The following is a 14,646-nucleotide window of genomic DNA, read 5'->3' as shown; positions in this document are numbered from 1 at the left end:
AAGCTGATGCGGGGGGATTATGAGCGATGCGTGGGCGGTGTTATTAGCGGGGGGCGGTGGTTTTGCTTTGGCTTATGCTCTGATGCAGGCGCGTGAGCAGGGCAGAATTGAAGACAAAGAGTTTCAGCAATGGCGTAAAGAGATACGTAAGATGGCTTTGCTGATTACAAATCATACGCCCCGGCAGTATGGTGGGTGTGCAAATGATAAGGCCGCGCATATGGCCGTTGCGAAGTTGCGACAGTTGCATACCGGTCTTGCGGTCAGGATTTTGCCTGATGATTCAATTGGATTGAAACTTTTGTCCAGCCTGAATCGATTAATCGCAGATATAAATGCCGGTAAGGTTGGGCAAGAAAGTCACGCGGAAGTGGTTAGCCTGTTTGCGGCTTTGCTGGCGGAGCGGAGAGAGGTGGGACAACCTTCAACCGGGTTTTCATTTAGCGGTATTTTGAGATGGGTGTATCAATTGCCGGAATATCTGACCGAATATGACCGGGAGCGTAAAACCAACTAATTTTTTTTTAAAACGGACCTTCATTTATTCATGAAGGTCCGTTTTTTTACATACTGGCAAAGAACTTGCGCTCTGCATCTGTCAAATGCGGTAAGTGTACTGTTTTTGAGAAGTAAAGGTTAAAGATCATTAGGTGAATCCAATGGTTGTTTTGTAAATCGCTTTTTTTGCCCATTATCGTATGCCATTCATTCTCAGCATATTCTTTTTCAATTTTTATCAGGCATGGATGTTCAATAAGAAGTTTGCGTATGGACTTGAGCAGGGAATTGAAATTCTCTTCAGTTCTGTTGAATATAGTCATTGCAATTTTACATCCGGGGCAGAGGTCTTTTTGTAAAAGTGCGTTGAGGGTGTGAATCAGACCTTCTGCGCAGCGCCAGGTTGAGCATCTGCCGATGAGAGCTGATTTTTTTGCAAAAGCAACAGTGAATCCATTTTCTCCTATGCGGCTGAATATATCTTCGTTGTTTTGCCCTGAGAAGTGGGTATTCAGGTTTGAAACCAGTATATTTCGCAGGTCTTGATCATTGTGCACATTATATATGGCAGGGGTCCTTTCGAAACTTTTTCCCGTATGTCGTAGGACTCGAATTGTTTTGATGAAATCTTCATCAGAAATTACGGGTATGCCTGAATAGTCCAGCTCATCGAGTGGTAGTTTGCTACGAACATGTATAGGGTTAAATTCGGTCGCGCCATGTTTAGAATCAAGATGCAGAGCAATGGTGCTGCCTCTCATGCGCCTATGAGCAATGCCTGTATTCACAATTTTACGGAGCTTTATTTCGAATAGAGAGATGTCGTTCGCTTGCCATTCAAGATATTTTTTTATCTTTTCAAGGTTACGCATGAAGTGGTGTTTGAACGCTTTCGGATCAGAATAAAGCGGTCTCACATAATGTTTTATTATGCGGTCATTTTTTATGGTAAAGCTGGGACCGCCGTTCTTGTAATGTATGCTTGGTTTGCTGACCAGAAGTCTTTTATCGCCTGAGTATGGTATTTCTACTTGCGTTATTATTCCGTCTTTTAAATTCGGAGGATCTTGCCCGTTATCAGGTCGATACACCCTTCCTGCCGGGGTGATTCGGCAGAGGATTGGCTTGCGGATACATATTTTATCTTCATGCAGGTTTATCTGTCTGATGGAATTGTGCGCAATAATGTTTTCCATCAGTTCAACATAGGAAGCGGCAAAGAATTCCTTTTCCGGGATAGCCTCTATCTGCGGGACAATGCTGTTGCAAACGTTCTCAAGAATCACGCTTAACTCACAGTCATTAAATAAATTGTTGCGGTGTTGTTTAACCATATGTTGCCTCCTGTGAGGCAAGGTTTTGACTCTTTTTTAGTTACATTAAATATAATGCATGAATTATTCCTAGGCTAGTGCGGAGAGGGGTTTTACGAGGCATTAATTTACTTGTTCTCATTTATGAGCGCCGCATTATTCTTGGGCTAGTTTAAAGTTAAATCATATTGTATGATCCGATCATAGCTATAGCTCGTTTATATCTTACACGGGAAAATAATGCGTTATATTTTTGGGTTAGCAATATTTTTTGTCTTATTCACTTCAGCAGCGGAAGCGGTGAAAATCAGGGTTGGAGGAACTGGATACTGGTCTCCATATTGCTACACCAGCCCGGAAGATCCGTTAACGCTCAAAGGTTTTACTGTTGATTTTCTCAAAGAGGTCTTTAGCCAACCTGATGACGAACTCCAATTTTTGGCTCTTCCGTGGAAAAGATGTCTGGTAATGTTGGAAAACAATGAACTTGATCTTGTTCTGGATGGAAGCAAGGATTCCCCGCGACTTAAGAAGTTTTTATTTTCGCAGGAGATTTATCATTTAGATAATGCCCTATTTTATTTGAAGAGTAGATTTCCAGATGGACCGCAAATCAAATCTGTTGAAGATATTGATAAATTTTCATTGGGAGGAGTTTTTGGCTTTAATTACAAAGTTTATCCTTTTGATGTTTCAATGGTTCAGCAAGGAGCAAAAGACATTGAGACTATGCTAAAGATGCTTGAAAGGCGGAGGTTTGAACTTGCGATTGGATTTGAGCAGATAGTTTGTTCGCGTATGCGACTGAAAGGCATTGGTGGTGGGGATATTTCTTATATTCTTATGCCTAATGTTAAGTCTTTGCGTTTTTATATTTTTGGCAATCATACTTTGAAAACTGACAAGCTTATTGAAAGGATAAATTCTGCATTGCAAGAAATGAAGGCAGATGGTCGGCTTGCTAAGTTAAAACGCAAGTATGGATTGCAGAGTAGTAAGAAAAAAATATTGCTTTTGAAACGATAAGAAAATTCCCTCTCCAGCGGGTTGAGCTGAAGAGGGAATTTTTGTTTTATATTAAATTATTCCATAAAGCGGTCCGCCGGACGCAGCCAGCGCATCAACCCGTTTTTCCACTTCCGGGTCAGGATCAAGCGGAGGCGCCTGATATGTTTTCATTCTGGCGTCGATTATGAAAGATTTTTTTGTTCCCCAATGTTTGGCCTTGGTAAAAGCTCCGGCTCCGTAAATATCGGTTGCCGGGTCGGAGCGTGTGAATGTTACCCAGAGGAAGTTTTCCCAGTTCATGGCAGTAAAATCAGGATCATCCACAACTACGATCATGGGGAATCCTTCGAGTCCGTCGGTGTGTCTGAGCGCTTCACCGAGTTTTTCCATCTGCGGATCCTGTTCGCCTCTGGACGTCTCACTTTTGCGGCCTTTGAGGATCATTATTCCGGGAGCGAAAATTTTAGCTTCACCGAAGCCGTCAGGCAGGGTGGGCAGTTTAGGGAGTTCTGTGCCCAGTTCTCGTTTCTTCGATCCGGCAGCGGCGAAGATCAGTTTGGAACCTTCATTGAAGCCCATGCCGGAGTAATCGAGAGTGTCGATTGTGGTTCTGGTGATGAAATGCAGGTCGCGCTTAAGATTGGCGCGTTCAAGCATGTGTTTAAAGAAAACCGGGATGTTGTGGCAGTTCTCGCCATGCTCCATGTCTTCTTTGGCACCGATGAAAAGGTATTTTGCAAGGGCTGTCTGGGTATTGCCCAGTAAGGCCATTCCATTTGTCAGCAATTCCTGTGGCTGGCGCTCTTCAGCGTAGGGTACGTAGCGCTCACTGCCCACTGCCAGCAGCAACGGATGTACTCCGGCTACGTCCACGGCATGTACTTCGTGTACACCGGTAAAGACTGACGGCACCAGTTCAGATGTCAGTTCATGGATGAAGTCACCGAACATGGTATCTTCCTGTGGCGGACGTCCTACTGTGGTGAAAGGCCAGATGGCGTCACTGCGGTGGTACACTTTATCAACTTTGAGTACTGGAAAATCGTGAGTCAGGCTGTAGTAGCCGATGTGGTCACCAAAGGGGCCTTCAGGCTTTTGTTCATTGCTGATGGTTCCGCAGATGCAGAAGTCCGCTTCAGCAGGGACAGGCAGCCCGTTAGGACGCATGACCATAGGGATGCGGTGACCGCCGAGTGCTCCTGCAAAGAATATTTCCGCAAGTCCTTCAGGAAGCGGCATAACAGCGGCAATGCTCATGGACGGTGCTCCGCCTACAACAATATTTACCTTAAGTTGCTCACCTTTTTTCAGTGCCTGCGCATGATGATGTCCTATGCCGCGGTGAATCTGATAATGCAGGCCTACTTCTGTATTGTTGTATTCGTTGCCTGAAATCTGCACCCGGTACATGCCGATGTTGGAACCGGCGAATCCGGGGTTTTCCGGGCTTTCGGAATAGACCTGCGGCAGGGTCACAAATGCCCCCCCATCCATAGGCCATGATTTGAGCTGCGGTAGCTGGGCAAGGGTGGTCTCGTTGGCGGTTACCGGACCTTCGGAAAGTTTACGCGGCATGGTGTGATATGCTGTGCGCGGTGCACCGAGGTATTGCCACGGCTTTTTTATGGCTTCCATGGGATACATTTTCAGCTTCATGAGCCGTTCCACGGTTTCGATGGTATCGCGGAAAATGAAATGCAATCTTTCTTTGGTGCCGAAGATATTGGCGGCCATTGGAAATTTGCAGCCTTTCACATTAGTGAAGAGCAGGGCAGGGCCACCCGCTTGAAATATACGCCTTTGGATAACCCCGGCTTCAATATTCGGGTTAATTTCCTGATCTATGCGTAGCAGATCGCCTTTGGCTTCAAGTGCATCAAGGCATTCTTTGGTGTTTTTGTATCCCATTATATTTTCCTTGTGATCATTTTTTATTTGTGCGGCAGAGTGTATGGATTCGAGGGGCGGGAATCAAGTTTAATCGGACATAAAAAGAGCCTGCCGGATTGGGGCAGGCTCAAATTGCTGATAAAGCATAATCAGTGGCTTAAGATAGAGTGTTATCTCAGAATCTTATTTGCAAGCAGTTTTTGGATGCCTACAACATCGCTGCCTTTCTTCAGCTCTTTGGAGATAGGCTCACGACGTCCGGAAACCCACATTTTCAGTTCCGAGTCCATGTCAAAATGGCCTGCAGTTTCCACGGAAAAGTTGGAGATGGATTTGTAGGGAATAGATAAGTACTCAACTTTTTTACCGGTCAGCCCTTGTTTATCAATAAGAATAAGTCTTCCGGAGGTAAAAACATACATGTCGCGGATGACTTTAAAGGCTCGTTCTACTTTTTCGCTATCTCCCAGTATGGGGGAGAGTTCTTCCTGTACATCATCAATATCTATTTCAGAGGCATTGCCCATTAAACCATCAAGAATTCCCATAATTACTCCCTTGTTTTCGGTATAGGACCGTTTTTTCGGATTAATTATATGATAAATTTAAGTAAAATCAATTACTTTTCAATGGGAAGATATTTGATGAACACTTATCATGCAATTCGATCATATCTTTGGGGAGATACTGCTGGTATTGTTTTTTATATTGTTCTTCGTATTGCCCGTTGATGATGTCGTTGACTTTATTGATGATTCTTTTGCCCCATTTGTTCTTGGTACAGCCTACGTAGCTGAGAACGTATTCGGGCATCTCGCGTATGGGGATGAAAATAAATTTATCCTCAATAAGGCCTTGAGAGATAAGCCACTGCAATTCGTGGGGAAAGCCTATGGCATAGTCAATGGTTCGGTTGGCCTGAATATTTTTTACCAGTGTTTCAAGCAAGTCCATTTTGTAGTGAACTTTTATTTTTTTTGATTTTTTATTGTTATCTACAATATTATCTACCATGCCTCCGTAACGGCGTCCCATGGAGATTCCCATACGCATGGAAGAGGAATCGAACAGGTCTTTTATTGAGATGTACCCCTCTTCATCAATGAAAGGCCTAAAGGCGTCTAATTTGGATTTAAGGGTAATAATCCCGTTGGAAATATAAGGCATTATCGGATTGCTGAATTCAATGAATTTTTCACGTTCCTTTGTCTTCAGCAGCGTCACACAACAACCGTTGTTTTCAGAAAGCTGTTTTAAAATACGTCCGTAGTTGGCTATGTGCTCAAAGTGTTGGTATTCTGGCAGGGCTTTTTGAAGTTTATCTTCCAGATAGTTCTCATGCCCTTTTCCTTTCATTTCTCCGCACATAATGCTCGAAGGAGGAAAGTCCGCATGATACCAGTTGATGACGTTTTTAGCCTGAACCGGTGCAGGGATAACCAATGATAAATAAATAATGAGTGAAAATAGGTGTTTCATTATAATTTTATTGGGTCTGCAAGGTTAAATTGTGTTTTACAGGTAAACCTTATCCGTTTTTATGTGTAAAGTCAGTATTTAATTCTCAAAATTAAGACTGGGTTATCTGGACGTTCGGATAATGCCGTTTGATGAGCGCGTTTTTATCCTTGATGTATAGTTATTGCTGGTGATACTCAGCTGCTATGAAAGAGAACCATACCGTGCATAAAGCAGAAGAATTCATGGGCATTGAGTCTAATTTTAAAATATATCCGTTCACTGATGGGACAGGCTGCCCTATCAGTGATGTTCAGGAAGCGCATTTACATGAATTTTATGTAGTCCATTACGTTTCTGCCGGTAGTGGCAGTTGCGTTATTGATTTTGAGACCTATGACATTATTCCCGGTTCTTTGTATTTCGTATCCCCCGGGCAATTACACCTATGGAATCCTGAAAATATTGTGGACGGTTTTGTAATGGTTTTTACCGATGACTTTCTCAAGTCACCGGAAGCGCCTATCCATAGTGCTTATGAACTTGAATTTTTCAATAGCGTAATCAATTCCCCAATGTTCATGCTTTCAACTGATCAGAAAGCCGAGCTGGGCAGCGTGATGTCTAGTCTTTGTCGGGAATTCAGTTCTAAAAAGCCGGGGTTTGAAACTGTATTGCGGTCATATTTCCACATACTTATGGTTTGTTTGCAGCGTATGTTTGCCGACAGGATGCAGCGGCCAGGTGCACGGGTGGAAAATCCTATGGTCAGGGAATTCAAAAAACTTGTTTCAGCTCACCATAGTCCTCAGTTACGGGTTCAGGATTATGCGGAAAGAATGAATGTCAGTGTGAGCAGGCTTAGCGCTGTGATCAAAGAAGTTACCAGTATGACTCCGGGGCAGATTGTCCGTAATGAGTTGATCAATACTGCCAAACGTATGCTGGCTAATTCCGATAAGAATGTTTCAGAAATCTGCTATGAACTTAAATTTGAAGATCCCTCATATTTTGGCAGGTTTTTTAAGCGTGAGACCGGATTTACTCCATCTGTTTTCCGGGAGCATGTAAGAGGAAAGTACCAGCAATTGGTATAAAATCACCTTCGTTTAAAAGCGATCATGGGTTAACCTTTTTTGCAGTTAATTTTTGCAGAAAGGAGATAATTCATGACTTTGAAAGATATTACTCAAGCGGCTGAGAAGATAGGTTGCCTGTCTGTTACCACCCTTGATGGTGGAAAAATGCATAGCCGGATAATCAGTTTTTGCGGCGGGGATGATGAAGGGATTTATTTTCTGACAATGAATGTAAAGCCTTTTTACCGCCAGCTTAAATCCAATCCCCAAGTTTCCATGTGCGGAATTTATCCCACCAGCCGCAAGGAAGGAAAGAACAGCGATGGTCAGCCTTATTTTCCTCCGGGGTACACTTTGAGAATTACCGGGGAAGCCCGTGAAGTTTCCATGGATGAATTGCGCGCAAAAGCTGAAGCCGGAAATCCGATCCATAAATATGTGCTTGAGGATCACGAACGTTACCCTGCCATCCGTTTGTTTTGTGTACACAAGGGCAAAGGCGAAATATTTGACTTCGATTTTGAAATGGAGCATCGCGATCATAAACTTTTGCGAACTCGTTTTGCTTTTGGCGGTGAGGGGTTTAATGAAGCCGGGGGGCGCATAAACCCTGAAAAATGTATTGCCTGCGGGGAATGCCTAGGAGCATGTACCTTCAAGGCGATTGTTCCGGGAGATGTCTACCGGGTTGACGGCTCCCGCTGTGATGAATGTGGAAGCTGCATGCTGGTCTGTCCGGTTGAAGCGATAGATTTTTCTCAGACAATTTAAAAAACAATATTTCATGTTCGTAGGAACGTTTTTAATGGCGCAGGAATGAAGACTTGTGCCATTTTTTTGTTTATTACAGTGTATTGCCGATGCCTTCTGATTAATTCTCTTTAAGAAATGTTGCTTGACACACAGTGCTGCTTTAAATATTTAGTTGCGTATCGCAACTAAATATTTAAAGGGAGCAAAAATGAACAAGGATCAAGTCCGACAGATAAGGCAATATTCACGTAGTCTTGCACGTGAGTGGAAGTTGGTTGCAAACCGAGCGTGTTCGCAAGGGCTAAGCGTGTCTGAGATACATTCGCTTATTGAATTATCAACTGTTGAGTCTCTTTCTGTTCAGGAAGTGGCTGACTTGTTGCTTATAGATAAGTCCAATGCGAGTCGGGCTCTCAAGACACTGGGAAATCAAGGTCTTGTGGAATTTAAGTCAAATGATGCGGATCGCAGGGCTAAAGATGTGTTCATCACTGACGCAGGCAGGGAGCGAGTTTCTTTGGTGCATGCGGAAGCCGACGATCAGGTCGGGTGCGCTCTGGGAATGCTTGGTGCTCATGAGCGAGAGATAGTAGGGCGGGGGTTGCAGTCTTATGCCAAAGCGCTCCGTTATAGCCGATTACAGGAAGGGTTTTACATACGTCCCATAACGGCTGCGGACGATCATGCCGTTGCACGTGTTATACGTCTTGTTTCGGAGGAGTATGGTTTGCGCGCCGAGGACGGCTTTGCTGTGGGTGATCCTTCGGTTGATCATATGAGTAGTGTGTATGCTGATAAAGGCTCGCGTTATTGGGTGGTTGAGTACAAGGGGCAGGTTGTTGGCGGAGGCGGTGTTGCTGCCTTGCAGGGCGGTAGTGGTAATGTCTGTGAGTTGCAGAAAATGTATTTTACTTCTGAGTGTCGTGGTAGGGGGCTGGGCAGGAGGCTGGTTCTCATGGCATTGGAATTTGCTCGAAACTTTGGCTATGAGGCCTGTTATCTCGAAACTACAGGTGAACTGCGCGAGGCTATCTCGCTCTACAAAGCATTAGGATTTGAAATGCAGAAAGATTCGTTAGGAGATACCGGGCACGATGTTTGTGAGCTGCGCTATTTATACCGCTTTGATTAAAGATGTGCTTCTTTTGTGTTTGGATGAAATTTTGAAGCCGATGAGATCAGATCTGTCCTAAAAATTCATATTTGACTTGTAGCAGGTCAGTACTTAGTTTTCCTGCAAGGAGAAAGTAATGTTTCATGGAAAAGTAAGGGCGGTGGCCTTCGATGCTGACGATACTTTGTGGGTAAATGAACCTTTTTTTGACCGGGCCAAGGCTGAAATTGCAGAAATGATGTCTGCATATATACCGGCAGAAGAGTTTACGCGGATTTTGGAGAAGACTCAGTCCCGAAACGTTGCCGTCTTTGGGTACGGGGTAAAGTGTTTTGTTATTTCCATGATTGAGGCGGCAAACATAGCGGCTCCTGATAAGATAAAAAGTTCTGAGATTGAACATATAATTGCTGTTGGAAGGGCGATGCTGACAGCTCCTGTGGAACCTATTGCAGGAGTTGAAGAGGTGCTGCGCACTTTGGGAAGTGACTATGAGTTGCTAATGATTACCAAGGGTGATGTGGCTGAACAGCAACGCAAAATAAGTCTTTCCGGCATGTCTGTGTATTTTGATCACATTGAGATTCTTGCCGAGAAGGATGAGGCTGCTTACGAGCGTATTCTGCATAAGCACAGCATTCGTCATGATGAATTTCTCATGGTCGGTAATTCTGTTAAATCAGACATTCTTCCGGTTGTGGGTATTGGCGGAAGGGCTGTACATATTCCATTTCATACTACCTGGGTTCATGAGGTCGTATGTGAAGATGATCTCTGTGGTCGCGAGTATGTTGAAATCAGCAAGGCAGGAGAATTATTGCCATTGTTGACGCGTTAATAGTCTGAAATATTATTTAAGAAATTTTATACGGCAATTAATCACTTTCATTATCTCGCAATGAATGTTAATTAGCCGTTGCTTACGCACTAAGAAATTCCACTAGTCTTTCGTAGTGCGTAATTTGTATTAAAATATCAATATATAAGGTGATAGCATTGTCTCAGCCTACTGAAAAAAGTGTAAAATTGATCTCCAATTATGTGGAGAAGTATTGTGAACGTACCGGACTGAACCTTCATCCCATGAAGGATGTTTCCGATGCTGTGACCACCGGTCTGGCCATGCATCTTGATGATCTTAAACGCCCCCTCTGTCCCTGCCGTTTTTATCCGGACAAACAGCAGGCGGTTGCCGAGCGTGAATGGCTTTGTCCCTGCTCGGACATGAAGACCTACAAGTACTGTCACTGTATGCTGTTTGTTAATGCGGAAGGCATGCCTGTAACTGAGCATCTTCCGGAAGACCACGAAGGTCGACAGACTTATGGCGATATCGCTGATCCGGCTCCGGAAAAGATGCATCGCAAGTTGCCCAACTAGGCCTTTTTGTTAAAACAAAAAAAACGGACACATGCTTTTGAGCTTGTGTCCGTTTTTTTATGGATTTCTAATCTTTTTTGTTTTTCTTCCGTTTTTCTTTGCCCTTGATATACCACTGCTGATCGCCATACATTTCATCTGAGCATTCCGGGCAGAGTCCGTGGCTGAATGATGCCTCGGAGTACTTCTCAATAAATGATTCAAGATTATTCCAATAGCCTTTGTCATCTCGTATTTTTTTACATTTAGCGCAGATAGGCATAAGTCCACTGAGTACTTTCACCTTTTCAAGGGCTTCCGAAAGTTCTTTAATGAGTTCTTCTTTATCCAGTTCAGCTTTCTTTTGGTCGGTTATGTCGATGAAACTTTCGATATAGTAGTTTTTATCCTTAATATTAAGGGTTTTGACAGTCTTGAGGATATTGCGATTGCCGGATTTAGCCGTGAGTAGGATTCGTTCAGACATATCCACAGTCTGCCCAAGGTCAGCAATAGGACATTTTCCGCGTTCCGCAGGGCATACAAAGTTATGGCATACCTTGCCGATTACCTCATTCTTGTTGCGTCCCAGCATTTCAAGGGCTGTGCTATTGACTTCAACAATGGTGAATTCTTCAGCATCTACAATGATAATTCCACTGAGGATGGAATCGAAGAGAATGTCCATGACAAGAGAGGATTTTGTGTTGGCATCCAAAAAGAAATGAACTGAATTAAGGCATTCGTTTTGTTCTTCGCGCCTTTCCAGTTCAGCCACACGCTGCTCCAGTTCTTCGTATGTTGGCTTCTTCTCTCTCACGGTACATCCTTAAATGTTGAATGATTTAAGCAAAATTATACGATAGAGGTGGGGATTGGTCCATTAGAAAAGTAAATATAAAGATTTATGATTGAGACCGAGATGTCTTTTGTTTGTCTTATAATGATAAAGTTCGCTGAAAGTTAGATCTGTCTGTTTTTCTGTAATAAATCAGTCCCGTTGATCTGGATCAATGCGCTAAATTTGTTGATCTGTATGCTCAAGCCAATTCAATCCATGACTCAATTTAAGCTGAAAGTGAAAAGGAGATACAGATGAGTTCCAAAAAGATAGTCGTAATCGGCGGTTCTGCTGCCGGACCCAAGGCTGCAGCTCGGTCCAAGCGTCTTGATGCTGATGCGGAAGTGGTTCTGCTTCAGAAGGCACCGGAGTTATCCATGGCTTCATGCGGTTATCCGTACTACATAGGCGGTAATTTTGATGAGCGAAATGCTTTGCTTGCCACACCCACCGGGGTCGTGCGCGATGAAGGTTTTTTTGCCGCAGCCAAGGGGGTTAGTGCTCGGGTTAACACTGAAGTAACAGCTATCGACCGTCACAATAAGACTGTGTCCTGCACGGATGTTTTGACAGGTGAGTCCTGCTCAGTGGCATACGATAAACTTGTCCTATGTACTGGGGCTACACCGCGCCGTACTCCTATTCCCGGGATTGATCTCGAAGGAGTTCGTTCACTTTCCGAAATGCGCGATGCAGATAAACTGCGTGAACTGGTTGATTCCGGTAAGGTTAAGGACGCAGTCATTGTCGGTGGCGGGCTGATCGGAATTGAAGTTTGCGAGGCTCTGTCCGAGTCCGGCATGAATGTGAATGTTGTAGAAATGCTTTCTCAGCTGCTTATGTTTCTGGACTGGGAAATCGCTAAGTTGGTGGAGAAACACGTTGCTTCCAAAGGTGTCACTGTCCATACTGATAACGGCGTGGCTGAATTTTTGGGTGAGAATGGCAAACTGACCGGAGTTAAACTTAATGACGGTTCTGTGGTCCCATGCGAACTTGCTGTTGTTGCTATCGGTGTAACTCCCAATGCCAAGCTTGCAGCAGAAGCCGGGCTAGAAATCGGCGGATTCGGAGGTGTTGCAGTTGATGATTTCATGCGAACTTCCGATCCTGACATTTATGCTGCCGGGGATTGCGTTGAGATAACCCAGCGTATCACTGGAAAGAAAACCTATGCTCCCTATGGTGACCTTGCTAACCTTGAGGCCCGTGTCGTTGCGGATAATATCGCCCGTGGTGATAAGCACAAGTTTCCCGGAACTGTGAACAGCGGAATATGCAAGGTCTTTGATCTGAGTGCCGGAGCTACCGGATTCTCCGAACAGCGTGCTAAAGCAGAAGGGTATGATGTTATTACCGCAACCAATGCCAGTCCGGACAAGCCCGGTTTCATGGGGGCCAAGCTGCTGGTTTCAAAGATGGTTGCTGATGCCGCAACCGGACGCATTCTTGGGTTTCAGTGCGTAGGCCCCGGCGAGGTGAACCGCCAATTGGCCGAGGCTGCAATGGCGGTAATGAACGGCAACACCATTTGGGAAGTGGGTATGGCTGACCTGCCGTATGCTCCTCCGTTTTCTCTTGCTATTGACCATTTTATCACTACCGCGCACATCCTTGATAATAAGATGGCCGGACAGATGACCGGGATCAGCAATGCTGAAGTGAAAGAGAGGTTGGACGCAGGTGAAAAGCCGTTCATTCTGGATGTGCGAGCACCCAATGAATTTGAGGAGATGCGTTTGAACGTAGGGGAAAATCTTATTCCTCTTGGCAAACTGCGCAATGCTCTTGATCAATTGCCGCAAAACAAGGATGCGGAGATCATTACTTTCTGCAAGATATCCATGCGTGGCTATGAAGCCCAGCGAGTGCTTGAGGCAAACGGCTGGACCAACGTTAAAGTTATGGAAGGCGGCATTATGGGCTGGCCGTTCAAGGTAGAGATGTAGTATTTGTAAGGTAGTAAATTTAAAGGGCCGTAGTACTCAGTACTACGGCCCTTTGTCTTTTAGAGTGCTGTTTCGAGCATTTTACGGGAAATTTCCGGGGTGACATCGCCGCGCTCGGAAAGCTTGGTCATGCCGTGTTTTTCAAGGCCGGCGACAACCCGGTCAACAATGTCGGGACCGATTTCATAATCAGAAAGTCTGGTTGCCATACCTATACAGTTGAAAAATTCTTCGGTCTTGGCAATTGCCTGATCAATGCGAGCGTCATCATCGCCTTCGCGGATATCCCAGACCCGCTCGGCATACTGGATGAGCTTTTCTCTTTTTTCCGTCCGGCGGACCTTCCAGTTGGCAAGCTGCATTACAGCCAGAGTCTTGGCGTGATCCAATCCGGTGAGGGCGGTTAGTTCATGGCCGATCATATGAGTGGTCCAGTCCTGTGGGACACCTGCACCTATAAGACCGTTGAGGGCCATGGTGGAACACCAGACAAGGTTGGCGCGGGCATCGTAGTTTTCAGGCTCATTAACGGTTGTTTCGCCGATTTCAATCAGAGTCTGCAAAATTCCTTCTGCTGTGCGGTCCTGAAAACGACCTTCTACAGGGTAGGTAAGGTATTGCTCAATGGTGTGAATAAATGTGTCCACAACGCCGTTAGCCACCTGAGTTTTAGGCAGGGTGAAGGTGATCTTCGGATCGAGGATGGAGAACTTTGGGAATGTGTGGGTGGAGAAGACCGGAAGTTTGTCTTCGCCATCACTGATTACAGCACCGTTGTTCATTTCCGATCCTGTTGCCGGAAGCGTCAGCACGGTTCCGAAGGGTACAGCTGAATCAACTGGAACAGGGGTAAAACCGAAGTGCATCAGTTCTTTTTCTCTGCCTTCGTATGCTTTGGCTGGTGCTGCCAGTGCAATGAATTTGGTTCCGTCGATAACGGACCCGCCGCCCACGGCAAGAATGAAGTCAATCTGTTCGTCACGGACAATTTTGATGGCATCCATTAAAACTTCGAATTTCGGGTTTGCAGGAATTCCACCGAATTCGACTACAGTGCGGCCGCTTTTGGCAAGCTCGGCATTTACTCGGTCAAGAAGACCGGTCTTCTTGGCGCTGCCGCCACCGTAAGTGATAAGCACTTTGGCATCTTTAGGGACAAGGTTATCCAATTCCTGAAGCTGGCCTTCGCCGAAAACAATATTGGTCGGATTGTAAAAGCTAAAGTTAAGCATTTTTAACTCCTATGTTTTTGAGTGATGTTTTGGCTATTTTATGCCCTGTGTGCTGTTTTTAATGAATACCTATTTTTGCAAACAGTTTGCCTTATTTTGCAAGATGCGCATATTTCGGTAGAATTCATATGCAACATTGGTAAGCATGCTAG

14 protein-coding genes are annotated in these 14,646 nt (G+C 44.8%); 8 read left to right on the top strand and 6 right to left on the bottom strand.

Going from position 1 to position 14,646, the window contains the following annotated elements:
• The first annotated feature begins 19 nt into the window (after positions 1 to 19).
• Positions 20 to 517: a hypothetical protein gene (locus DESAL_RS11505; protein WP_015852156.1), complete on the top strand. Its 498-nt coding sequence runs from the start codon at positions 20 to 22 to the stop codon at positions 515 to 517.
• A gap of 46 nt (positions 518 to 563) precedes the next feature.
• Here DESAL_RS11505 and DESAL_RS11500 read toward each other — a convergent pair whose 3' ends face one another.
• Positions 564 to 1,832 carry a hypothetical protein gene (locus DESAL_RS11500; RefSeq protein WP_015852155.1) on the bottom strand — a complete coding sequence of 423 codons (1,269 nt, stop codon included), beginning with the start codon at positions 1,830 to 1,832 and terminating at the stop codon, positions 564 to 566.
• A gap of 219 nt (positions 1,833 to 2,051) precedes the next feature.
• Between DESAL_RS11500 and DESAL_RS11495 the strand changes: the two genes are divergently transcribed.
• Positions 2,052 to 2,837: a substrate-binding periplasmic protein gene (locus tag DESAL_RS11495; RefSeq protein ID WP_015852154.1), complete on the top strand. Its 786-nt coding sequence runs from the start codon at positions 2,052 to 2,054 to the stop codon at positions 2,835 to 2,837.
• Positions 2,838 to 2,888: 51 nt separating this feature from the next.
• Here DESAL_RS11495 and DESAL_RS11490 read toward each other — a convergent pair whose 3' ends face one another.
• The 3 genes from DESAL_RS11490 to DESAL_RS11480 all read right to left on the bottom strand — a co-directional run bounded on the left by DESAL_RS11490 (position 2,889) and on the right by DESAL_RS11480 (position 6,188).
• Positions 2,889 to 4,727 carry a UbiD family decarboxylase gene (locus tag DESAL_RS11490; protein ID WP_015852153.1) on the bottom strand — a complete coding sequence of 613 codons (1,839 nt, stop codon included), beginning with the start codon at positions 4,725 to 4,727 and terminating at the stop codon, positions 2,889 to 2,891.
• Positions 4,728 to 4,879: 152 nt separating this feature from the next.
• Positions 4,880 to 5,257: a PH domain-containing protein gene (locus tag DESAL_RS11485; RefSeq protein ID WP_015852152.1), complete on the bottom strand. Its 378-nt coding sequence runs from the start codon at positions 5,255 to 5,257 to the stop codon at positions 4,880 to 4,882.
• Positions 5,258 to 5,324: 67 nt separating this feature from the next.
• Positions 5,325 to 6,188: a TIGR02285 family protein gene (locus DESAL_RS11480; protein WP_015852151.1), complete on the bottom strand. Its 864-nt coding sequence runs from the start codon at positions 6,186 to 6,188 to the stop codon at positions 5,325 to 5,327.
• Positions 6,189 to 6,391: 203 nt separating this feature from the next.
• Here DESAL_RS11480 and DESAL_RS11475 point away from each other — a divergent pair, with 203 nt between their 5' ends.
• The 5 genes from DESAL_RS11475 to DESAL_RS11455 all read left to right on the top strand — a co-directional run bounded on the left by DESAL_RS11475 (position 6,392) and on the right by DESAL_RS11455 (position 10,493).
• Positions 6,392 to 7,264 carry an AraC family transcriptional regulator gene (locus DESAL_RS11475; protein WP_197528739.1) on the top strand — a complete coding sequence of 291 codons (873 nt, stop codon included), beginning with the start codon at positions 6,392 to 6,394 and terminating at the stop codon, positions 7,262 to 7,264.
• Positions 7,265 to 7,336: 72 nt separating this feature from the next.
• Positions 7,337 to 8,017, top strand: coding sequence for a 4Fe-4S binding protein (locus DESAL_RS20070; protein WP_015852149.1), 681 nt, complete (start codon positions 7,337 to 7,339; stop codon positions 8,015 to 8,017).
• A 289-nt stretch (positions 8,018 to 8,306) separates the two neighbouring features.
• Entirely contained in the window at positions 8,307 to 9,131 is an 825-nt protein-coding gene (locus tag DESAL_RS11465; protein ID WP_197528736.1) for a bifunctional helix-turn-helix transcriptional regulator/GNAT family N-acetyltransferase, read from the top strand.
• Between the two features lie 118 nt (positions 9,132 to 9,249).
• Entirely contained in the window at positions 9,250 to 9,951 is a 702-nt protein-coding gene (locus DESAL_RS11460) for an HAD family hydrolase (RefSeq protein WP_015852147.1), read from the top strand.
• Between the two features lie 158 nt (positions 9,952 to 10,109).
• Positions 10,110 to 10,493 (top strand): ferredoxin-thioredoxin reductase catalytic domain-containing protein, encoded by a 384-nt coding sequence (locus DESAL_RS11455; protein WP_015852146.1) that lies wholly within the window; start codon positions 10,110 to 10,112, stop codon positions 10,491 to 10,493.
• A 67-nt stretch (positions 10,494 to 10,560) separates the two neighbouring features.
• On the opposite strand, the gene DESAL_RS19780 is transcribed toward DESAL_RS11455, so the two are convergent.
• On the bottom strand, positions 10,561 to 11,292 hold the full coding sequence (locus DESAL_RS19780; protein ID WP_015852145.1) for a PAS domain-containing protein: 732 nt from the start codon (positions 11,290 to 11,292) through the stop codon (positions 10,561 to 10,563).
• A gap of 275 nt (positions 11,293 to 11,567) precedes the next feature.
• Between DESAL_RS19780 and DESAL_RS11445 the strand changes: the two genes are divergently transcribed.
• Positions 11,568 to 13,262: an FAD-dependent oxidoreductase gene (locus DESAL_RS11445; protein WP_015852144.1), complete on the top strand. Its 1,695-nt coding sequence runs from the start codon at positions 11,568 to 11,570 to the stop codon at positions 13,260 to 13,262.
• A 59-nt stretch (positions 13,263 to 13,321) separates the two neighbouring features.
• Here the strand turns inward: DESAL_RS11445 and DESAL_RS11440 are convergent, their stop codons facing one another.
• Entirely contained in the window at positions 13,322 to 14,494 is a 1,173-nt protein-coding gene (locus tag DESAL_RS11440) for an iron-containing alcohol dehydrogenase (protein WP_015852143.1), read from the bottom strand.
• Positions 14,495 to 14,646 lie beyond the last annotated feature (152 nt).

The sequence above is a fragment of the Maridesulfovibrio salexigens DSM 2638 genome (assembly GCF_000023445.1).
In the GTDB taxonomy this organism is placed as follows: domain Bacteria; phylum Desulfobacterota; class Desulfovibrionia; order Desulfovibrionales; family Desulfovibrionaceae; genus Maridesulfovibrio; species Maridesulfovibrio salexigens.
The sequence above is the reverse complement of the archived record's forward strand: the minus strand, read 5'-3'. Positions and strand labels throughout refer to the sequence as shown.

Bases quoted from the DNA above. Each gene is read 5' to 3' on its own strand.
- DESAL_RS11485 (WP_015852152.1), bottom strand. From the start codon at position 5,257: ATGGGAATTCTTGATGGTTTAATGGGCAATGCCTCTGAAATAGATATT.
- DESAL_RS11505 (WP_015852156.1), top strand. From the start codon at position 20: ATGAGCGATGCGTGGGCGGTGTTATTAGCGGGGGGCGGTGGTTTTGCT.
- DESAL_RS20070 (WP_015852149.1), top strand. From the start codon at position 7,337: ATGACTTTGAAAGATATTACTCAAGCGGCTGAGAAGATAGGTTGCCTG.
- DESAL_RS11460 (WP_015852147.1), top strand. From the start codon at position 9,250: ATGTTTCATGGAAAAGTAAGGGCGGTGGCCTTCGATGCTGACGATACT.
- DESAL_RS11440 (WP_015852143.1), bottom strand. From the start codon at position 14,494: ATGCTTAACTTTAGCTTTTACAATCCGACCAATATTGTTTTCGGCGAA.
- DESAL_RS11495 (WP_015852154.1), top strand. From the start codon at position 2,052: ATGCGTTATATTTTTGGGTTAGCAATATTTTTTGTCTTATTCACTTCA.
- DESAL_RS11490 (WP_015852153.1), bottom strand. From the start codon at position 4,727: ATGGGATACAAAAACACCAAAGAATGCCTTGATGCACTTGAAGCCAAA.
- DESAL_RS11445 (WP_015852144.1), top strand. From the start codon at position 11,568: ATGAGTTCCAAAAAGATAGTCGTAATCGGCGGTTCTGCTGCCGGACCC.
- DESAL_RS11480 (WP_015852151.1), bottom strand. From the start codon at position 6,188: ATGAAACACCTATTTTCACTCATTATTTATTTATCATTGGTTATCCCT.
- DESAL_RS11500 (WP_015852155.1), bottom strand. From the start codon at position 1,832: ATGGTTAAACAACACCGCAACAATTTATTTAATGACTGTGAGTTAAGC.